Below are 20,814 nucleotides of genomic sequence, written 5' to 3' on the forward strand. Positions count from 1 at the left end.
CACTCACCAGCACTCCCACGACAGAACGCGGAACCCGGCACCTGCGCGCGACCCCGTGGACGGAGTCGCGCCCCGACACCTGCCGCCGCCCACCGCGCTGCGCCCGTCCGTGCCTACACGTCCCCGGCTCCGGGCCGGAACAGCGCCTGCACGGCGCCGAGCAGTTCGTCGACACGTGGGAAGGCGGACACCAGCCCGGTCGTCCCGGCGGCCTGAAGCCGCCTGAGGTACAGCGAAGCGGAGAAGACCTCGATCACGACGTCCGCCCACTGCCCCTCGCTCGGCGTACTGCTCCCGAGTCGGGAGAACGGGGACACACCGTCACACGAGACCGGGCGCCACACAGCCAGGACCCGACGTGCTCGGCGCACGTCCTGCGCTGTCGCTCCGGCCGGCGGGCGCAGCGGCAGGGCGATCTTGGTGACCTGATCCCAGTCCTGCCACCGCGCGGGGTCGGCCAGCTCCCGCCACCGCCGTCGGGCCAGGACAGCGAGCTCGTCCGGATCCTGCGGCAGGCTCGTCCGCCCGTCCCGCGACGACGCCGTCCAGTGCTTGCACTCCACCGCGACCAGCCCCCCGTCGCCGAGCCGCAGCCAGGCGTCCAGATCGCGCACCCCAGGAACCGGCAGAGCCGGCAGAGCCGGCACGGCGAAGGCCTCACCGTCCCTGCGAGGACGTTCGTCCAGCAGCTCGACCGGGCCGGCGGGAGCCAGCGCGTGGGCGAGGACGTCCAGCAGCAACTCCTCACCGACCAGCGAGGACAGACGCCCTGTCAGCGCACCCTGGTCCGCGGTGAACGTGTCGAACCGTGCCAGCAGCGCGGCAATGTCATAGACGGCCATCCAGCCAGCATTCCGCACCCCGTGCGGACGGCTGCGCGGTGGTGGGACCACGACACACAGCGGGCACGACGGCGTCCGCCGGCAGTGCGGCACCCGGGGTGAGCGGGTGCCGCCAACAGCTGGACGGCGGGTGGGGACATTCGGGTGTGGCCGCGGGTCAGCTCGGGGAACCGGACCAGATGACGTTCTTGCGCTGCCCGTTGGAGCCGTAGGTGAAATCGACGCTGAACCGCTCGGCGGCGCCGTCCGGCAGGGCGTACGCGGTCAGGCCGGTGGCCTCCTGGCCGGGAGCGAGAGAACCACTGAGGAGCTTCATCCGTCCGCTTCCGTCGGTCAGGATGTAGACGAGGTTGCCCTTGGCGTCCCTGACGAGGGGCATCCCCGACCCGTACAGCGAGATGTCCGCGGACCCGGTGTTCACGACGGTGATCTTCACCTGGATGATCGCGGCGTTCTTGGGCGTCTCGAGTACGGTTCCGCGCGGGACGTACGGCTCCGGCTTGGCCATCGTGACCTTCAGCCCGTCCGCGTACGTGTAGGACTGGCCGAACGACAGGCGCCTGGCCCTCTCGTCGGCGGCCTCCTTCTCCCGCTCGGCCTCGCGCCGCTTCTGCTCGGCCTCGATCCGCTCCTTCTCCTTCGCCTCCCGCTCCTTGGCGGCCTCGATCGCGGCCTCGGTGCGAGCACGCGCGGCGTCCTCCTCCGCCTGCCGCTCCTCGGTGACCGCATGCACCCGGGCCACGACGAACACCCCGGCGCCGACCGAGACCAGCAGGCCGCCGATGCCCAGGATCACGCCGGCGAGCGCCATCGCCCGGTTGGTCGCCAGACCCTTGCGCACGTAGCGCAGCCCGATGACACCGAAGACCACGGCAAGCACGGCCGGCAGCCAGGCCAGCCAGAACAGGATGACGGCCAGACTGAGGACGGCGCCGACGATCCCGAGCACCATGGCCGCGGTGCCCAGGCCGTTGCGAGGCTGCGCCGGCACCGAATACGGCGGCCAGTACGGCACGCCCGGGGCGGGGGCAGGAACACCCGGAGCGGGCGCACCCGGAGCAGGTGCAGGGGCCTCACCCTGGCCCGGAGCCTCGCCCCGAACCTGGCCCTGAGCCTGGCCCTGACCCGCGCCCTGGGCCTGTCCCTGACCCGCGCCCTGAGCGGGGCCCCGACCCGGGCTCGGCGGTGCCCACGGGTTGGCGTCGGCCGGTGCCTCGGCGGGCTGCGGGCTGTCGGGCGGGGCAGGAGTGGTCATACGAAATCCTTCAAACACGTTGAGACGACGAGCGGGTGTTCAGCCCCGACGCCGAAGTCTGTCCCGATCCCCCGGCGACAGCGACCCGATTTCCGCAGGCGGTCATCGCCCAGGCCGGACCCGCACGTCAAACGCCCTGGGAGGGGAAACCGACAAGATCGGCGGATGATTAACATACAGGTGTCCGGTAGCAGCCCCGACGCCACGGTCCGGGCGGCCCGCTCCCCGCTCCCCGAGCCGTCGTTCGCCGGCGACCGACCTCGACCGGCCCGGTCCCGTGCCCCGGGTCGACCGTGAGCCTCACCGGAGCGGTCCGGCCCGAGACGGGCCGCCCCACCAGCACCCCACGCCGAGCTCAGCGGCCCACCGCACGCCACGGGGACGGGGCCGCCCTCCTCGCCGCCGCGCACGCGGGACGCCCGGCCCGCCACCGCCGCGACAAGAGCCGGGGTGGCGGGGAACTCCTCGACGAGCCGCTTCCACTCCACCACGGACGACGTTGCGCAGTCCGCCACCGCCGGGCCGCGCCGCACCCCGGATCCCCGCACGGGCATATGGGGGTTCGCCGACCGGAAAATACGTGCTCATCACCCATGGCCGCTCGTCCCCGCGGCGGCAGGATCGGCGTGCGGTCGGACGCCGACCGGCTCCGGCAGTCTCCAGGGAACGAAGGAAGAACGATGACAGACGGGTACACGGCGGGCGGGGACTCGACAGATCCGTACGCCACGTTCTTCCCCGACCTGGTCGAGACGGTGCTCCGCAGGCAGGGCGCACAGGGCTGGTCCGTCACCCCCGAGGACTTCTGGTGCCACGTCTCTCCGCACGACGCCGGCGCGGGCCGCCGACAGGGCTGGAAGCTGCACGTGTCGGCCACCCCGCTCTCCGCGCCGATGGTGCTGACCCGTGCCGCCGAGGTGCTCGTCGCCGCCCGGGCCCCGTTCAAGTTCGCCGGCACCCCCGCCCGTCTGACGGAGCTCGTCTCCGACCGCTACGACCGGGGAAGCGGCGGGAAGTTCATCACCGTCTACCCGCAGGACGACGACCAGTTCCGGCAGCTGGCCGAGGAGTTGGACCGGGCCACCGCGCCGCTGCCGGGGCCGGGGATCCTCTCCGACCGCCGGTTCCGGCCGGGGAGCCTGGTGCACTACCGCTACGGCGCCTTCCGGGGCTTCCCCCGGCTCACCAACGACGGCTCGGTCGAGCCCATGCTGCAGGCGCCCGACGGGAGCTTCGTCCGTGACCGGCGGCCGGCCGGTTTCAGCCCGCCCGCCTGGGCCGTCTCCCCGCTGCCGCAGCCCGCGGAGCCGCCGCCCGCGCCCGGGACGAGCGTCCTGCTGAACGACCGCTACGTCGTGCGCAAGGCCATCCGGCACGCCTACAAGGGCGGTGTCTTCCTCGGCACCGACCAGCGGACCGGGCAGGAGGTCGTCATCAAGGAGGCCCGCCGGCATGTCGGGTCCACCCTCAGGGGCACCGACGCGGGCGACCGGCTCGACCACGAGGCGCAGATGCACGCCCTGCTCGCGCCACTCGGCCTGTGTCCGAAGGTGCTGGGCGTCTTCGGCCAGGGCGGCAACCGCTATCTCGCGGAGGAGCGCATCGCCGGGCAGACGCTGCGCTCCTGGGTGACCGAACGGCTCCGCCCCGACCGGGCCCCGGTGCTGGAGCTGGCCGCACAGCTGGTGACCACCGTCGGAGCCGTCCACGAACTCGGCCTGGTCCTGGGGGACTTCAGCCCCAACAACGTGATGGTCACGCCGGGCGGCGAGATTCGCCTGATCGACCTGGAGGCTGTCGGCCGCCCTGGCGAGCCCGTCCCGCGCGTCCGCACTCCGGGCTTCTGCGCCCCCGAGGTGGTCGACGGCGCCCCGGACGGCCCGGCCCCCGCCCCGGAGTCCGACCTCTACAGCCTCGGTGCCGTGCTGTTCCACCTGCTCACCGGCGCCGAACCCGGACTGGCCCCCGACCGGGGGGCGGCGCGCAGCGGTCGGGACCGCCACGCCGCGCTGCTGGCCGCCGCCCTGGCCGACCGACCGGAGCTCACCGCCTTCCAGCCGCTCGTGCTGGGGCTCATGGCGGAGCGCCGGAGCGACCGGTGGAGCCTGGACACGGTCCGCGAGACGCTCGCCGAGCTGCTCGCCACCGCCACCGCGGACCCGCCCCCCGCCACCGTCGGCGCCCCGGGCGCCCCGGGCAGCGGGAGCGCCGGGAACGTCCTGGACGACCGGACCGCGGAGCGAGTGCTCTCCGACGGGTTGACACACCTGATGGACACCATGACCCCGCTGGACCCGGTACGGCTCTGGCCCGCCGGCCCCAGCGCCGAGCGGACCGATCCGCTGAACGTGCAGCACGGTGCGGCCGGCGTCCTGTCCGTCCTCACCGCGGCCGCCGCGCACCGGACGGACCCCCGGCTGCGGGCGACGGTCGCCGAGGCCGCGCAGTGGATCGCCGCCCGGGCCCGCGTCGACGGGCAGCAGCTGCCCGGGTTGCACTTCGGGCGATCCGGCACCGCCTGGGCCCTGCTGGACGCCGCCCGGCTGCTCGACGACGACGGCCTCGCCGCCCACGCGGCCCGGCTGGCCCGCGAGGTGCCGGTGCGCTGGCCCAACCCGGACGTGTGCCACGGCGTGGCCGGCGCCGGTCTGACCCAGCTCCACTTCTGGCGGGCCACCGGTGAGAAGGAGTTCCGGGAGCGCGCGACGGCCGCCGCCGAACACCTGCTGAGCAGCGCCGCGAAGGGCCGGTCCGGTGTGGTGTGGCCCGTCCCGGCCGACTTCGACTCCGAGCTCGCCGGAATCTCCCATCTCGGCTTCGCCCACGGCGTCGCCGGCGTCGGCACCTTCCTGCTGCTCGCCGGGCTCGCCGCGGAGCGGGAGGACTTCGTCCATGCCGCGCGGGCGGCCGCCGAGACCCTGCTCGCCACCGCACGCGTCCGGGACGGCGGCGCGGGCTGGCCCGTCGAGGACCGCACCGCCGACGCCCCCGTCCACGCGCCCCACTGGTGCAGCGGTGCCTCCGGCATCGGCACCTTCCTGATCCGCCTCTGGCAGGCCACCGGGGATCCCCGCTACCGCGAGACCGCCGAACAGGCCGCGACCGAGGTGTACCGCTGGCGGTGGCTGAGTTCGTCGGCCGCCTGCCACGGCCTGGCCGGCAACGCCGAGTACCTGCTCGACCTCGCCCAGGCCCTGAACGAACCCCACCACCGGCGCCGCGCCGAGGAACTCCTCGCCTGCGCCCACGCGCGGCACGTCGTCCACGACGGGCTGCTCCTGATCCCCGACGACACCCTGACCAGGGTGGGCGTCGGTTACAACACCGGACTCGGCGGGCCGCTCGGCCTGCTGATACGGCTCCGGCACGGCGGGCCGCGCCTGTGGCTGCCCGCCCTCGACCCGGCCGGAAGGAGGTGACCACCATGACCAACGACGTCAACGCCCTGCAGCTGCTGGACAGCGAGGAGCAGACCACCACGGACTACGTCTGCTTCCCGTTCAGCATCTTCACGTGCGGCAACTGGAGCTACGGCGACATCTAGCGGACCCGACCCCGACCGAAAGAGAGAGTGAGTGTCATGACCAACGACGTCAACGCCCTGCAGCTGCTGGACAGCGAGGAGCAGAGCACCACGGACTACATTTGTTTCCCGTTCAGCATCTTCACGTGCGGCAACTGGAGCATCGACGACATGTGAGTCCGACGGGGAGGAAGCGGGCACGATCCGCTGTGACCGCCCTGCCGCTCCCGGAGACCGGGGACGCCTGAGACCCCCCTCTCCGGGAGTACCGGGGCCGGACCCGCACGGACACGTGACCGCGGAGGACCCCACGACCGGCGCGGGCGACCGAGGACCACTCGGCCACCCGCGCCGGTCGCCGTGCACCCGCGCCGCGCGCCCGCCGCCCCGGCCGTGAAAACCGCTGTCCGACTACCGGTGCACAGTGATAGACACTCAGGAATGCAGAACACTCTCGACTTCCCCGCCCTGCTGCGCCTGATCGACGAGCGGTCGACCGCGTTCCGCGCCGCGGTCGCCGCCGCGCCCGGCCTCGACGCGCAGGTGCCGACCTGCCCCGAGTGGACGCTGTTCGATCTCGCGCAGCACATCGGCGAGGGGCGCCGCGACTGGGCCGCCACCGTTGCCGCAGGGCCCGCTCCGGCCAAGTCCGCGGCGGAGGGCGCCCCGGCTGTGCCCCGGGAGCGCGAGGCCCTGCTGGCCTGGCTGGCGGAGTCCACGGACCAACTGCTGGAGGCATTGCGGGAGGCCGGCCCGGATCGCGGTTGCTGGACGTGGTGGGGTGCGTCGCAGTCGCCGCCGACCTGCGGGGCCGTCGCCCGGCACCAGCTCCAGCAGATGGCGGTGCACACCTACGACGCCCAGATCACCATAGGTGCCCCGCAGCCGCTGCCGGGCGAGGTGGCACTCGACGGTGTCGAGGAGTTCCTCCTCACCTGCGTCGCGACGACGAGCGCCTGGCCGCACAAGCCCACCGCCTTCGACTTCCACGCCACCGAGGGCCGCTCCTGGCGCCTCACCCTCGACGGCGACGGCGCGCGCACCACCCGTCTCCCCGCGCCCGGCAGCACGCCCGCCAGCGCTGCCGACGAGGGTCCGGAAACGGTCGGCGTCTCCGTCCGCGGCACGGCCGGTGAGCTGGTCCTCTTCATCTACGACCGCATCCCGGCCGGCTCCCTGCAGCTCGACGGGGACGCCGGCCTGTTCGACCTGCTCCGCGACTGGGAGCCGGAGGTGTAGGACGTCCTGACCGTCCGTCCGGCGCGGTGGCGCTGTGCTGTGCTGTGCATGATGACGCTGCCGTTGTGGTCACCCTGACCGTCAACTACCGCTCCCCCGAGGCCTCTTGGAGAGCCGTGGCTGCCGGACGCCTCGCCGCGCACGGCGCGGAGCGGGTGGTCCACGTCCTCGCACGCGGCGAATCACCTCGTGGCGCCGGAGTGGATGTTCCCGTCGTCGTGGATCCACGATCCACGACGACGGCTCCGCCCCGCCCCTGCCCCGAGCACGGATAGGGTTCCCGCATGACGGATACGGGGGGCATCCGGCTCGACGTCGCCGGGATCGAGGCGGCACTCGAGCGGAACGGTCACGACAGCTGCCACATCGAGTTCGTCCCGGACCGCCCTGGCGGCTCCCGGTGGGACGGCGACAACACGGACCTGCTCACGGTGACCGAGGCCGCGCTCTCGGCCGCCGACGGGGACGGCACGGACGCGACGATGTGGGGCCAAGGACCAGTACTCACCCTGAACGGCACCGGCCTGGCCCTCAAGGGCTACGCCGGCCCCGCGTCCCTGGCCGCCTGGCTGGAACGGTTCAGCACGTCGCTGCGAGCCCAGGGGTGGTGCGGACGGGTCCGTGCGACCGCCGTCGTGATGCCGCCGCACTGGCTGCGCCACGGGCACGAACGCCGGGCCACCGCCTTCGTCGCCCTCGACCACCCGCTCACCGGGCGCGCCGACACCCACGCGTGGGCCGAGCGGGCGGCCGGCTGGGCCGCCCGCACCGGCGGGGACGCTCACCTGAGCGCGACACCGATCCTCCAGCACGACCCCGCAGGGCCCTCGGAGGTCGCGGCACACCTGACCGCCACACTCCGCTGCTCCACCACCGCGACGCTCGTGCAGTACGAAGAAGCGGAGGCCCGTGCGTCCCGCGTGCTCGTCCAGCGGGACGGCCTGGCCGTCTACCAGGCCTACGACCCGGCCCGCCCGTGGACCGAGCTGATCGACCGCGTCCGCGATGCCATCGTCGCCGAAGCGCCCCGCGCCCGGCTCGCATTCGTCGCGATGACCGAACTGTGGGCCTACGGCTGGCAGGACCGCGGCAGGCAACTGCCGCCGCTGCCCACCCTCACCGCCACGGACCTGCGGTCCAACCACCCGGTCTGGCGCCGGCACGTCCCCGACGCCCACGGCATCCAGCTCCTCACCCACGCGCACCTCGACCAGGCCCACGACCTGTCCGGATGGTCGGTCACCGAAGTCCGGCCGGACCGCTTCCTGGTGGAGGACCGCGACCCGGCGGCCTGGTTCTCGCCCGATGGTCCCGGCCCCGAGCTCGTTGAGCGGGCCCGCCACGACTTCGGCGAACTCGTGCTCCCCGTCGGCCCGGTGGACTGATCGGCCCCACCGCCCCGGGGCGACGGCGAGCCCGAGCCGACAGCGAACCCGCTGCGGCGCGGGGGCGAGCCACTACCATCACCCCGGCGGACGGGACCAGAGCGATCGACGGTTGGCCGACCGGACCGCCCGACGCAGAACGGCTTCCGCGCGGGCGTGTTCCCAGGCGAGGCTCGGTCGTTCGGGCCGTCGGCGGCAATACGCGCAGTCCGGATCGCCGCAGACGCCTTCCCGCCATGCGTCGCACACCACGCACAGCGCTGCGTCAAACCGTTCGCAGTAGCCCTGCCCGGTGCCGCACCGCAGGCATGATCCGGACTCCGGCCGGACGGCGGAGGGGCGCTTACGAGGCATCCCCCTGTTCGAGGTTCAGCATCTCCGCGTCCACCACGGCCGGGACGGATCGCCGTAGGAATCGACGATCGTGCGGGACCGGTAGACCTCGTCGAGCGGATGCACCCGCCGCCGGAGCTCCCGCGACGCACCCGCAGGCAGCCCGCACAGGGCCTGCTCCAACGTCTCCCGTGGATGGGCGTCGGAGGGACAGCACGCTTCGACTCCGCAGCCATGGGACTGTGGATCTGTCAGCCCACGAGCCGGCCCGTGAACGGTACGGACCCACCGAGCCATCGCCTCGGCGACGGCCCCGGGCCACATATGAGCATCCTCGAACGCGGCTATCTCGCTCTGTGCGCGTGCCGAGACACCAGGAACGATCTTCCTGCCCTGCTCCGGGCAGCGCCTGCGCGGCAGCTCGGCGCGCACCTGCCCCGGCCGTCTACGCGCCACGGGCCTTTCGTCGGTTCGTCATGGCCGACATCCTCCCAGCGCGGGGCCATCGCGATCAACGCGGTTTCGACCGTCTGCGCCGCCTCGCCCGAGGGGCAACCTTCCCGCCCTCTCCTCATCGCCCGTCGATCAGAGGGCGTCTGAGGGACGTCGGGGACGTCCCGGGAACACCACGCTCAAACAGCGCGTCCGCCAACTGGCCACCGACAGCCGTGCCCTGGCCAGGCCGGTTCTCGCGGCGAAAACAAGGTGATGACTAACCGGTCGGACGCACACAATGGCCCATGCTCATCGACCACTGGCCCCTGCTCGGACTACGACTGAACACCCCTCGGCTGGAACTGCGGCTGCCGTCCGGCGAGGAGCTCGCCGAGCTGGCCGACCTCGCGGCCCAAGGCGTCCACGCCCCGGACCGGATGCCCTTCTCCGTCCCCTGGACCGATCTGCCGCCCGCGGAACGGGCGCGCTCGGTGGTTCAGCACCACTGGCTTCGGCTCGGCACCTGGACTTCCGACAACTGGGCGCTCAACCTCGCGGTCTTCGAGGCAGGCCGGATCGTCGGCCTGCAGACCATCGAGGCCCGCGACTACGCCGTGTCGCGCGAGGTCTCCACCGGCTCATGGCTCGGCCTTCGGCACCAGGGGCGAGGCATCGGCACCGAGATGCGTGCGGCGGTTCTGCACCTGGCGTTCGCCGGCCTGGAGGCGAACGAGGCGACATCGGGCGCCTTCTCCGACAACCCCTCCTCGTTCCGGGTGTCCAGCAAGCTCGGTTACGAGGCCGACGGAATCGAGCGCCTGGTCGTCCGTGACCGCGTCACGCTCATGCGCCGCCTCCGAATCTCCCGCGCCCGGTGGGAAGCCCGCCGGAGCACCCGCGTCTCGATCAGCGCCCTCGACCCCTGCCTGCCGCTCCTCGGACTGACGTAGCGGACGAAGACGCAGTGCAACACGCTTTCCTGAGCAGCCGTCACAGACCGAAGGACCATCCGAACACCCGGCCCCGACATCGGCGGGGTCCGCTCCGTCGCCCTGCTGACCTTCGGGATCCCGGAAGGCCGGGGCCAGGTCTGGACCGGCCGGGCCCGGGACGGCGAGATCGCGGTGATCCTCGCCCCGGGCCCGGTGCCACCGGTCCGTGGGACTGAGTCGGCCCGTGTCACTGAGCCGAACCGTGGGACTAAGCCGGCCCGTGGCGCCGGGGACGGTTCCGGTGCGCTCCGCCCCCGGCGCCGCCCCGGCTCAGGCCGGGCGGACGGCACCCATGTACGGCATCACGCTGATCGGGAGGACCTCGACGTTCTTGCCCTTGCGCGGAGCGTGGATCATCTTGCCGTCGCCGATGTAGAGGCCCACGTGGTGGATGTCGTCGTAGAAGAAGACGAGGTCACCGGGCTGGAGGTCGCCCCGGGCGATGTGCGGGCCGGCCTTCCACTGGTCCTGGGATATCCGGGGGAGCTTGACACCGGCCGCGCGGTAGGCGGCGCCGGTGAGGCCGGAGCAGTCGAAGGAGTTCGGTCCGGTGGAGCTCCACTCGTAGGGCTTGCCGAGTTGGGCGGTGGCGAACTTGATGACGTCGGCGGCACGGCCGCTCGCGCTCGCCGGGGCGGGTCCGGCGGTCGTCCCGGCAGCCGGTCCGCCCGTGGTTCCGGCAGCGGTTCCCGCCGGCGATCCCGTCGCGGGTGCCGGGGTGGCACCCGTCGCGGGGCGCTCGGCGGAGCGCGAGGCGCGGTCGGCCGCGGCGGCCTGCTGGGCGGCGGCCTTGGCCTTCTCCGCGCTCTCCTGGGCGTTGATCCTGGCGCGGTCGGCGGCGCTGAGCTTGTTGAGCAGGGCCTCGGCCTGGGCGAGCTTGGCCTGGATCTGCTTCTTCTCCTCGCCCAGCGACGCGCCCGCGGCGTCGAGTTGGGCGAGCATGGCGGTGGCCTCGGCGCGGTCCTGGTCGAGCCGGCGCTGCGCGTCGCCGGCCTGCTTGAGCAGCGCGGCCTGGCTGTCGGCGACCTGGTTCTGCACGGCCGCGCGTTCGAGGTAGCCGGACGGGTCGGAGTCGAGCATCAGCTGGACGCCCGGGTCGATGCCGTTGGTGCGGTACTGCTCGCCGGCCACCGCACCGAGCGAGGTGCGCAGTTCGTTGAGCGCGTCCTGGCCGCGCGCGATCTTGTCCTGGATGCGGTTGGCGTCGCCCTGGAGCGACTGCCGCTTCTCCTGGAAGCCGTTGTAGCGCTCGATGGCCTGCTCCGCATCCTCGTTGAGCTTGTCCACCTGCTCCTTGACGGAGGCGAGGGTGGGCGTCGGCTCGGCGTGGGCGGTCCCGGCGGCGAGCACCGCGCCGCCGACCACGGCCGTGGTGAGGACGGCGAGGCGAGCCCGGCTCGGGAGGCTGGATTTGCGGTGGTTTCCCATGGCGGTGGGCTCCTTCGGGGGACGGAACGTCGAGAGCGAGGGCGAGCACGAGGAGGCCCCGTCGGGGGCAGCGGACAGGACCGGGTGACGCCGGACGGAACCGGGCGACGCGGGCACGGCACCGCCGTGCGGACACGGCCGGGCGGGCGAGCGTGCACGGAGGATGTCGGCCTCACCGCTTTCTACGAGGTAGCTCGAACAGGTGGGTCCTGCCTCCACGGCCGTTCCCCCTGCACTTACTTGGAACGAGGGATGACGCCGGTTCGGTTCGATGGAGGCCGCTGACCTCGTCCGACGGCCGGAACGCCCCACCACGCCCGGCCGCCCCTCGTCGCCTTCCGGGGTCCAGAACTGCTGCCGACCGGTCGTGTCCGCATGCTGTTCGGAGCCGTCGGCGGCAATCGGCACGACAGGCGAATTCGCGAAGGTCCTGGGTGGAGATCGGCGCGTCGTTCCCGGCGGGCGCGGAGCCCGCTTCACCTGTCACCCCACCACGGCCCGCGGCGCCGGGACGAGGGCTGAGACCGGCGGGCCCCGGCCGAGCAGGGCCTCAGCGCTGTCGTCGCGCGGTCGGCGGGAACGGTACCCGCGGTGAAGCCGTGGACGCCCTGCGTTCGGGAGAGGAACGCCTCCGACGAATTCGCAGGTCAGCCAGGTAGGGTGGAACTCACCGTCACCACGGTCGGAAATCGGAATTCACTGTGCCCGCCCAAGGACCGTCCGGCGGTCCGTCCGGGCGAGTCGCTCCTGGCACGCTCGGCCCGTGTCCGGCGGAGGACGGGTCCTGCGGTGACCCGGCCGCGCGGCTCGGGCCACGCACCGGCACCGCGGTCACCGACGGCGCCGTGCCGCTGCCCCGCGACGGCGACCCGCTTGTGCCTTCCTCTCACTGCCGTGGAGGCGTAGTGACCACTCATCGCCGAGGCCGCGCAGTCGTGCTCTCCGTCTGCCTCTGCTTCGTGGCCGTCGGAATCGGCGCCTGCGGCGGGCAGAACGCCGACCGAACCGTGCCCCCGTCCCAGGCGGTCTCCGCACAGGCGGTGGGCGGCCTGGACGAGCTGATCAAGCAGGCGCAGGCCGAGGGCCAGCTGAACACGACCACCCTGCTGCCCCACTGGGCGAACTACGGCGGCCTGATGGACGGGTTCTCGAAGAAGTACGGGATCAAGGTCGTCAACGACAACCCGGACGGCTCCAGCCAGCAGGAGATCGACGACATGAAGCGCCTCCACGGGCAGCCGAACGCCCCCGACGTGCTCGACCTCGGCGACTCCTTCGCCCAGTCCGCGGCGGAACAGGGTCTGCTGGCCCCGTACCGGAGCGCCACCTACAACCAGATCCCGGCCTCCCAGAAGGACCACAAGGCCCGCTGGTACAACAGCTACGGCGGCTACGTCGCCATCGGCTGCGACGCCACGCGCGTCAAGACCTGCCCGGTGTCGTTCGCCGACCTGCTCAAGCCGGAGTACAAGGGCATGGTCGCGCTCACCGGCGAGCCGACCACGGCGGGGTCGGCCTTCGCCGCCGTGTACGCGGTCGCCCTCGCCAACGGGGGGTCGTTCGACAACATCCAGCCGGGTATCGACTTCTTCGCCCACCTGAACCGGATCGGCAACTTCAACCACGCCAACTCCAGCGTGGCCGCGATCTCCGCCGGCCAGACCCCGATCAGCATCGAGTGGGACTACCTGAACCTGCAGCACGTCGACGGGCTCAAGGGAGCGGGCGTGGACTGGAAGGTGGCCATCCCCTTCGACGGCAGCTTCGCCCAGTACTACGCGCAGGCCATCAACAGGGACGCCCCGCATCCGGCCGCGGCCCGGCTGTGGGAGGAGTACCTCGCCTCCCCGGAGGGCCAGAACCTGCGGCTCGTGGACTACGCGCGCCCGGTCCTGATGGACGCCATGGCACAGAACGGCACCCTGGACACCGCACTGGCCTCGAAACTGCCGACCGTCGAGGGCACACCCTTCTTCCCCACCCAGAGCCAGCTGGGCACCGCGCTGAACGTCGTCAAGGCCAACTGGCCCACCGCCGTACCAGCCGTAGCCGGATAACCTCCCCGGACACCGGACGCAGTCGAGCACCCACCGCCCGGCCGGGTCCTGCTCCACGTTTCCTTGTCCCGGTGGCCGCCGTGCTCCAGCGTGCAGCCGGGCGCGTACCGCGTGGGGCAGTCGGGCCCAGGAGCGTGCAGAGGCCGGCGACGATGGCGTCGGCCGCGGCGGTCGGGACGGCCGTCAGCGGGCGGTCGGTGGCCGTGCCGGGGACGCTACGGCCGCGCCCGCCATCGCTGCCGCCGGAAATCCGGGTGCGGTCCCGCGGGCCGTCCCCGCAGACTGGGCGCCGTCCGCACCGCGCGAAGCAGTCCGCACCGAATGAAGGAGCCCCGTGCAGGGAGCCGTCACCGTCTCGCCCTCCGAACTCCCCGAGCTGCTGCTCGGCCTGGCCACCGTCAGGCCGGTCTTCCTCTGGGGCGCGCCCGGGATCGGGAAGTCCTCGCTGGTCCGGGCGTTCGCCGACTCCCTCGGTCTGGAGTGCGTCAGCCTGGTCGGCACCCAGCTCGCGCCGGAGGACCTCATCGGCGTCCCGCAGATCACCCCGGAGGGCCGTTCGCGGTTCTGCCCGCCCGAGCAGATCGCCCGCGACGAGCCGTACTGCCTCTTCCTGGACGAGCTCAACGCGGCGTCCCCGGACGTCCAGAAGGCGTTCTACTCGCTGATCCTGGACCGCCGGATCGGCTCGTACGAGCTGCCGCCCGGCTCCGTGGTGATCGGCGCCGGCAACCGCGCCACGGACGGCGCGCTGGCCCGCCCGATGGCGTCCGCGCTGGTCAACCGGCTGGTCCACATCCATCTGCGGGCCGGATCCGAGGACTGGCTGCAGTGGGCGGCCGGCGCCGGGATCCACCCGTGGATCCTGGACCACCTCACCGACCGGCCCGACCACCTCTGGTCCGAGCCGCCGAAGACCGAGGAGCCGTTCTCCACCCCGCGCGCCTGGCACATGCTCTCCGACGCCCTGCACTCCTTCGGGCCGGAGTTGGAGGAGCCCGTCCTCAAGGTGATCGCCCACGGGCTGCTCAGCCCGGGGCACGCGGTCGCCTTCTGCGGGTACGCCAAGATCGTCCGCAACTCGTACGGGCTGGAGGCGATCGTCAAGGGCGACGCCCGCTGGCCGCACCGGTTGGAGGACCGCGACCTGCTCTACTACCTGGCCGACGCCTTCCGGGGCCGCCTGGTCAAGGAGCTGCCCGCCCGCAAGGAGCACGCCTCCGCCGGGCTGCGGCAGACCGCGTACCGGGCGAAGTCGCTGCTGGTCCAGCTGGCCGAGATCTCGGTGGAGGTCGCCCAGACCGTCATCGCCGACGGTCCCGACGGCAACCCGGTGCTGCCCTCGTGGTTCCTGATCGAGGCGGCCCGCGACATGCCCCGGCTGGTCGAGGCCCGCCGGTGAAGGCGCAGGACGGCCGCCCCCGGCCCGACCCCGCCGCCGAGGCGTTCGCCGCGGGCCTGGCCATGCTGCGCCGCAACACCGCCTTCGCCTCGCTGCGGCCCGGGATCTGCCGCAGCGAGGACTGCGCCGTCCTGCCCGCCGACGGCTGGGCGGTGGTCGACTCCGGCGGCACGGTGCACGTCGACCCGCGTCGGCGCGCCGAGCCCGCCGAGTGGGCCTGGGTGCTCGCGCACACCGTGCTCCACCTCGGTTTCGGGCACGTCCCGGCCGCCAAGGGCACGCGGGTTCAGCCCGACGCGTACGAGGCCGCCGCCCGCTGCGCGGTGGTCAACCGCTTCCTCGCCACCTTCCCGATGGGCCGCGCGCCCGTCCCGCTGCCCGCCGTACACCCCGGCGGCGACGAGGAGGAGCTGGCCGCCCGATGGCGCCGGGACGGACTGCCGCCCGGCGCCGCCACCGCGGGCACCGCCGGGCACGGCCCCGACCAGCTGCTGGTCCCCTGGCGGGAGTGGGACGACCCCACGGACTGGAGCACGGCCTTCGCCACCGCCCTCACCCGGACGATGTCCGCCGCGATGGACCTCGCGGGCGGCCGGATCGACGCCTCCACCGGCGAGCGGATGCCCGAGCGCCCCTGGCACCGCGCGCTCAACTGGTTCGTCTCGTCCTACCCGCTGCTCGGCGGCATCGCGGCCGGCCTCACCCTGGTCGCCGACGCCGAACTCGCCCGCGCCCAGGGCATCGCCGTCGCCGCCGTCAACGCCGAGGCCGGCGAGATCTACCTCAACCCGCTGCTGCGCCACACCGACGAGGAGTGGCGCTTCATCCTCGGCCACGAGATGCTGCACGCCGCCCTGCGGCACGGCGAGCGCCGCGGCGCCCGTGACCCCTACCTGTTCAACGTCGCGGCCGACTACGTCGTCAACGGCTGGCTGCTGGAGATGGGCGTCGGCGACATGCCGGACGGGCTGCTGCACGACCCCCTGCTCCACGGCCTCTCCGTCGAGGAGGTCTACGACCTGATCGTGCGCGACCGGCGCCGGGCGCGCCGGCTCGCCACCCTCGCCGGGAAGAACCGCCCCGACATCCTGGACGAGCCGGTCCCGCACGGTCGCGGCGGGTACGTCGACCTGGACGACTTCTACCGGCGCGGCCTCCAGCAGGGCTTCGAGCTGCACCGGCGCGACCGCGGACTGCTGCCCGCCGGGCTGATCGAGGAGATCCGCGCGCTCGCCCACCCGCCGCTGCCCTGGGACGCCCGGCTGGCCCACTGGTTCGACGAGTTCGTGCCCGCCCCGCAGCCGGCGCGCACCTGGTCCCGCCCCGCCCGGCGGCAGTCCGCCAGCCCGGACATCCCCCGGGCCGGACGCCACCACCCCCACGAGGAGCTGGCCCGCTGCACCTTCGGCGTCGTCCTGGACACCTCCGCCTCGATGGACCGGACGACACTCGGCAAGGCCCTCGGCGCGATCGCCTCCTACGCGGCCGCCCGGGACGTGGCGGCCGCCCGGCTGGTGTCCTGCGACGCGGCCCCGCACGACGCGGGCTACCTGCCGCCCGCCGAGATCGCCGGCCGGGTCCGGCTGCGCGGGCGGGGCGGCACCGTCCTGCAGCCCGGGATCGACCTGCTGGAGCGCGCCGAGGACTTCCCGCCCGGGGCGCCGGTGCTGGTCATCACCGACGGGGAGTGCGACGTCCTGCGGGTGCGCCGTGAGCACGCCTACCTGATCCCGCGCGGGGCCGGACTGCCGTTCACCCCGCGCGGACCGGTCTTCCGGTTCCACTGACCGCGGGCCGGGCCGCCGTGCCCGGTGGGCAGGCCGTTCCCGGTCACGCTTGGTGACGGGCGCTGTCCGTCGGAGCCTCGCCGGCCGCCCCGGGGACGGCCGGCGGCACGACTGTCCGCCGGACGCGGCACTGCCGGAGCCGTCAGATCTGGCGGTCCGGGTCGGAGAAGGTGAGTACGCCGGCGGCGAGAGGGCGCCGGACCGGGGCCGGAGTGGCCTCGGCGGCGCCGGGCGGCTGGCGGAAGTCGGCGCCCTGCTCGACCGGCAGCGGCCGGCGGGCACCGGCCCGGGCGGGCGCGGGAACGTCGGCGGGCACGGGAGCGTCGGCGGCGGGCTCGGAGAATGCGGGCAGCGAAAGGCTGCGACGGTCAGGGGTCATACCCCCAGTCTCGCAGCCCCGCGGTCGAAGTACGCAGGACGGCTGTCACATACCGTCCGTCCCCGGCCGGGCCGGGTGGACAGCCGGGTGGACAGGTGGACAGGTGCGGACAGCAGTGGACAGCCCCCGCCCCTGGCGGACCTGGAAAGTGGACAGCGCCCGACACGAGTCTGTGCCTCATGAACGTTGCACCCCCGCAGACGGACCAGGCACCACGCCGGGCCCACCGGCCGACGGCGGCACTCACGGCACTCGCCGCCGCCCAGTTCACCGTCATGCTCGCCACCTCGATCGTCAACGTGGCCCTGCCCCGGATCCACGCCGCGATCGACCTCTCGGACGGCGCGACCACCTGGGTGATCAACGCCTACGGCCTCGCGTTCGGCGCACTGCTCCTGGCCGGCGGACGGGCGGGCGACCTCCTCGGCCGCCGCCGGGTGCTGATCGCCGGTCTCGCCCTCTTCGCGCCGGCCTCACTGGCAGCGGGGCTGGCCACCTCCTCCGGTGTGCTGATCACCGCCCGCGTGCTCCAGGGCCTGGCCGCCGCCGCCATCGCCCCGGCCGCGCTCGCCCTGGCGATGGACCAGTTCCCGACCGGCCCCGGACGCGCCAGGACACTCGGCGTGTGGGGCGCGGTCTCCGGCGCGGGAGGAGCGGGCGGCGTGCTGCTCGGCGGCGTACTCGTCCAGGCCTGGGGCTGGCCCTGGATCTTCCACTCCGTCGCACTCGGCGCCGCGCTCGTGCTCGCCGCCGTGGCGGCACTCGTACCATCCGCGACCGGGCCCGGAGCCGAGCAGCGGACCGAGCAGCGGACCGAGCGACGGGCCGAGCGACGGGCCGAGCGGGCCGCCGGACGGTTCGACCTGCCGGGCACCGTCACCGTCACCCTCGCCCTGACCTGCCTGGTCTGGGGCCTGACCAGCGCACGCGGCGCCGGCTGGGGCGCCCCCCTGGTCCTGGGCGCCATCGGCGCCGCCACCGCGCTCCTCATCGCCTTCGCCGTGATCGAACGACGCCGGCCCGACGCGCTGATACCCCCGCGGCTGCTCACCACCGGCCGGGTCGCCGCGGGCAACCTGCTGACCGCGCTGCTGGGGTCCGTGTGGATCGCCCTGTTCTTCTTCCTCCCGCTCTACCAGCAACAGGTCCTCGGATCGGGCCCGCTGGCCACCGGAGCCGGACAGCTCCCCCTCGCCGGCGCCAACATGATCGGCGCGGCCCTGGCTCCACGCGTCTCCCGCCGCATCGGCACCCCCGCCGCCGTCACCGCGGCCCTGCTCATCGAAGCCGCCGGATTCCTGTGGCTGTCACGGATCAGCGCCGACGGCACGTACCTCACCGACATCCTCGGCCCGAGCGTCCTGATCGGCCTGGGCCTGGGCACCGCCTTCGTCCACCTCACCGCGCTCGCCGTCGACGGCGTCCCGCACCAGGACGCGGGCCTGGCCGGCGCGCTCGTGAACACCACCCGCCAGATCGGCGGCGCGATCGGCCTCGCCGCCCTCGCCACCCTGGCCGGCTCCGTCACCACCCGCGCCGCCACCCACCAGCCCCACCTCGAAGCCCTCACCGCCGGTTACCGGACCGCCTTCGCCGTCTCGGCCGCGGTCCTGACCGCCACCGCACTCCTCGCCCTGCTCCTCACCCGACGCACCGGCCCGCGTACCGGCCCGCATCCCGACTCCGCCACCAAGGCGCACACCCCCGCCGCCCGGACGGCCCCCGAACCGCACACCGCCTGAACCGACCCACCCTGCGCTCCCCGAGAGGAACCACCACCATGACCACCATCGACGAGACCGCCCCCGTCACCGCCCGCCTGAGTACCGTGATCGACGCCCCGCTCGCGACGGTCTGGGACCTGCACACCGACATCGCGGCCTGGCCCACCTGGAATCCGGACATCGACCGGGCCCGGCTCGACACCCCCCTGCTGCCCGGCAACTCCTTCGACTGGCGCACCCACGGCCTGGACATCACCTCCACCGTGTACGAGCTGATCCCCGGCGAGCGGATCGTGTGGGGCGGCCCCGCCGCCGGCATCACCGGCATCCACGTCTGGACGTTCGAGCGCAGCGGCGACCACGTCGTCGTCCGCACCGAGGAGTCCTGGAGCGGCGCCCCGGTCGAGGCCGATGCCGACCACCTCGCCGAGGCCCTCCACGACTCCCTGCAGAACTGGCTCTCCCGCCTCAAGGCCCGCGCCGAACAGTGAGCCGGCCCCGACGCCCCTCCCGACGCCCCACCCGGCACACCACCCGACACCCCATCCGTCACAGCACGTCACATCCACCGAAAGAGGCTTCCGCCATGACCACCGCCAAGCCGTACCTCACCGGCCACTACACCCCCGTCGCCGACGAGATCACCGCCACCGGGCTCACCGTCGAGGGCCACCTGCCCCCGGAGCTGACCGGCCGGCTGATCCGCAACAGCCACAACCCGAAGCCCGGCATCACCCCCACCCACTGGTTCAAGGGCAGCGGCATGGTCCACGGCATCCGCCTGCGCGAGGGCCGCGCCGAGTGGTACCGCAACCGCTGGGTGCACACCCCCGCCCTGAACGGCGCCCCCTACATGACCGAGCACGGCCCCGACCTGGCCGCCTCCACCGCCGGCACCCACGTCATCGAGCACGCCGGCCGCCTCCTCGCGCTGTGCGAGGCCAACCTCCCCTTCGAGCTCACCCCCGACCTCGGCACGGTCGGCGCCCACGACTTCGACGGCAAGCTGCGCACCGCCATGACCGCGCACCCCAAGACGGACCCGGTGACGGGAGAGCTGCACTTCTTCGGGTCCTCGCCGTTCCCGCCGTTCCTGACCTACCACGTCGCCGACGCCAAGGGCGAGCTCGTCCAGAGCGTCGAGATCCCGGGCGCCACCGCGGCACTCAAGCACGACTTCGCGATCACCCGGCGCCACGTCGTCTTCATGGAGGGCAACGTCACCTTCGACCCCGCCGAGCACTCCGGCATCCCCTACAGCTGGAGCGACGCGCAGCCCGCCCGCATCGCCGTCATGCCCCGCGGCGCCGACGGCGCCCACCAGATCCGCTGGTTCTCCATCGAGCCCGGCAGCATGCTGCACGTCGGCAACGCCTACGAGGACGGCCAGGGCCGCATCGTCCTGGAGGGCCCCACCGTCGACCGCGAGGGCTTCCGGCTCTCCTGGAACTGGTGGGTCGGCGCCCCCGGGCGCAGCACCGAGCCCAACGCCCGTTCCTACACCCGCCGTTGGGTGATCGACCCGGCCGACGGCAGCGTCGACGAGCAGATCATCGACGACCTCCCGGTGGAGTTCCCCACCCTCAACGAGGACTACCTGGGCGCCGAGCACCGCTACCAGTACGCCGTCTCCTTCCCCGACGAGAACGGCCACGGCGGGTACGGCGTCGTGAAGTACGACCGCGTCACCGGCGCCCGCCGCATCCACCAGGTCGGCGACGCCCGGCTGCCCAGCGAGGCCGTGTACGTCCCCGCCGCCGGCGCCACCCGCGAGGACGACGGCTACCTCCTGACCGTCGTCTCCGACCTCAAGCAGGACGCCTCGCAGCTCCTCGTCCTCGGCGCCTCCAACCTCGACCGGATCGCCGCCGTCCACCTGCCCCGCCGCGTCACCGCCGGAATCCACGGCTCCTGGATCCCCGACAACGCCCTGGACGGTCCCCTGGTCTGATCGACCGTCAGGCCTGCTCCACCACCGGGCGGGGCCGCCCCCCACGCCGGCCCCGCCCCACCCCCCACACACCTCATCCCCGCCC

General features: G+C 73.4%; 16 protein-coding genes. 12 read left to right on the forward strand and 4 right to left on the reverse strand.

The annotated features are described in order from the left end of the window. Positions 1-113: 113 nt before the first annotated feature. Together ACWDRR_RS16260 and ACWDRR_RS16265 are read right to left on the reverse strand one after the other, a co-directional pair. Entirely contained in the window at positions 114-842 is a 729-nt protein-coding gene (locus ACWDRR_RS16260; RefSeq protein WP_449772837.1) for a hypothetical protein, read from the reverse strand. A 157-nt stretch (positions 843-999) separates the two neighbouring features. Then, positions 1,000-1,833: a DUF4190 domain-containing protein gene (locus ACWDRR_RS16265; protein WP_449772838.1), complete on the reverse strand. Its 834-nt coding sequence runs from the start codon at positions 1,831-1,833 to the stop codon at positions 1,000-1,002. A gap of 944 nt (positions 1,834-2,777) precedes the next feature. On the opposite strand from ACWDRR_RS16265, the gene lanL reads away from it, so the two are divergent. The 6 genes from lanL (at position 2,778) to ACWDRR_RS16295 (ending at position 9,962) form a co-directional block, all read left to right on the forward strand. Then, positions 2,778-5,516 carry a class IV lanthionine synthetase LanL gene (gene lanL, locus ACWDRR_RS16270; protein WP_449772839.1) on the forward strand — a complete coding sequence of 913 codons (2,739 nt, stop codon included), beginning with the start codon at positions 2,778-2,780 and terminating at the stop codon, positions 5,514-5,516. A gap of 5 nt (positions 5,517-5,521) precedes the next feature. Continuing rightward, a complete protein-coding gene (locus tag ACWDRR_RS16275) occupies positions 5,522-5,641 on the forward strand; it encodes an ALQxL family class IV lanthipeptide (RefSeq protein ID WP_360642026.1) in 120 nt (39 codons plus the stop codon). Between the two features lie 36 nt (positions 5,642-5,677). Beyond that, positions 5,678-5,797 (forward strand): ALQxL family class IV lanthipeptide, encoded by a 120-nt coding sequence (locus ACWDRR_RS16280; RefSeq protein WP_449772840.1) that lies wholly within the window; start codon positions 5,678-5,680, stop codon positions 5,795-5,797. Positions 5,798-6,061: 264 nt separating this feature from the next. Continuing rightward, positions 6,062-6,859 (forward strand): maleylpyruvate isomerase N-terminal domain-containing protein, encoded by a 798-nt coding sequence (locus ACWDRR_RS16285; RefSeq protein ID WP_449772841.1) that lies wholly within the window; start codon positions 6,062-6,064, stop codon positions 6,857-6,859. 284 nt (positions 6,860-7,143) lie between these two features. After that, complete coding sequence (locus tag ACWDRR_RS16290; RefSeq protein WP_449772842.1) at positions 7,144-8,244, forward strand: hypothetical protein; 1,101 nt, start codon at positions 7,144-7,146, stop codon at positions 8,242-8,244. Between the two features lie 1,073 nt (positions 8,245-9,317). Continuing rightward, positions 9,318-9,962, forward strand: coding sequence for a GNAT family N-acetyltransferase (locus ACWDRR_RS16295; protein WP_449772843.1), 645 nt, complete (start codon positions 9,318-9,320; stop codon positions 9,960-9,962). Between the two features lie 312 nt (positions 9,963-10,274). On the opposite strand, the gene ACWDRR_RS16300 is transcribed toward ACWDRR_RS16295, so the two are convergent. Beyond that, complete coding sequence (locus ACWDRR_RS16300) at positions 10,275-11,432, reverse strand: NlpC/P60 family protein (RefSeq protein WP_449772844.1); 1,158 nt, start codon at positions 11,430-11,432, stop codon at positions 10,275-10,277. A 905-nt stretch (positions 11,433-12,337) separates the two neighbouring features. Between ACWDRR_RS16300 and ACWDRR_RS16305 the strand changes: the two genes are divergently transcribed. The 3 genes from ACWDRR_RS16305 (at position 12,338) to ACWDRR_RS16315 (ending at position 16,675) form a co-directional block, all read left to right on the forward strand. Next, the gene (locus ACWDRR_RS16305; protein ID WP_449772845.1) at positions 12,338-13,489 is read left to right on the forward strand and encodes an ABC transporter substrate-binding protein; all 1,152 of its coding nucleotides are present in this window, start codon (positions 12,338-12,340) and stop codon (positions 13,487-13,489) included. Positions 13,490-13,823: 334 nt separating this feature from the next. Further along, positions 13,824-14,888 (forward strand): ATP-binding protein, encoded by a 1,065-nt coding sequence (locus ACWDRR_RS16310; protein ID WP_449772846.1) that lies wholly within the window; start codon positions 13,824-13,826, stop codon positions 14,886-14,888. Then, complete coding sequence (locus ACWDRR_RS16315; protein ID WP_449772847.1) at positions 14,885-16,675, forward strand: vWA domain-containing protein; 1,791 nt, start codon at positions 14,885-14,887, stop codon at positions 16,673-16,675. Before ACWDRR_RS16310 ends, ACWDRR_RS16315 begins: the two co-directional genes overlap by 4 nt. A 142-nt stretch (positions 16,676-16,817) precedes the next feature. Here ACWDRR_RS16315 and ACWDRR_RS16320 read toward each other — a convergent pair whose 3' ends face one another. Beyond that, positions 16,818-17,054, reverse strand: a complete 237-nt coding sequence (locus ACWDRR_RS16320; RefSeq protein WP_449772848.1) for a hypothetical protein — start codon at positions 17,052-17,054, stop codon at positions 16,818-16,820. Positions 17,055-17,233: 179 nt separating this feature from the next. On the opposite strand from ACWDRR_RS16320, the gene ACWDRR_RS16325 reads away from it, so the two are divergent. The 3 genes from ACWDRR_RS16325 (at position 17,234) to ACWDRR_RS16335 (ending at position 20,729) form a co-directional block, all read left to right on the forward strand. Then, a complete protein-coding gene (locus ACWDRR_RS16325) occupies positions 17,234-18,796 on the forward strand; it encodes an MFS transporter (protein ID WP_449772849.1) in 1,563 nt (520 codons plus the stop codon). Positions 18,797-18,834: 38 nt separating this feature from the next. Then, positions 18,835-19,269 carry an SRPBCC family protein gene (locus ACWDRR_RS16330; protein WP_449772850.1) on the forward strand — a complete coding sequence of 145 codons (435 nt, stop codon included), beginning with the start codon at positions 18,835-18,837 and terminating at the stop codon, positions 19,267-19,269. Between the two features lie 95 nt (positions 19,270-19,364). Beyond that, positions 19,365-20,729, forward strand: a complete 1,365-nt coding sequence (locus tag ACWDRR_RS16335; protein ID WP_449772851.1) for a carotenoid oxygenase family protein — start codon at positions 19,365-19,367, stop codon at positions 20,727-20,729. Positions 20,730-20,814 lie beyond the last annotated feature (85 nt).

It is taken from the genome of Kitasatospora sp. NPDC003701 (assembly GCF_053587085.1).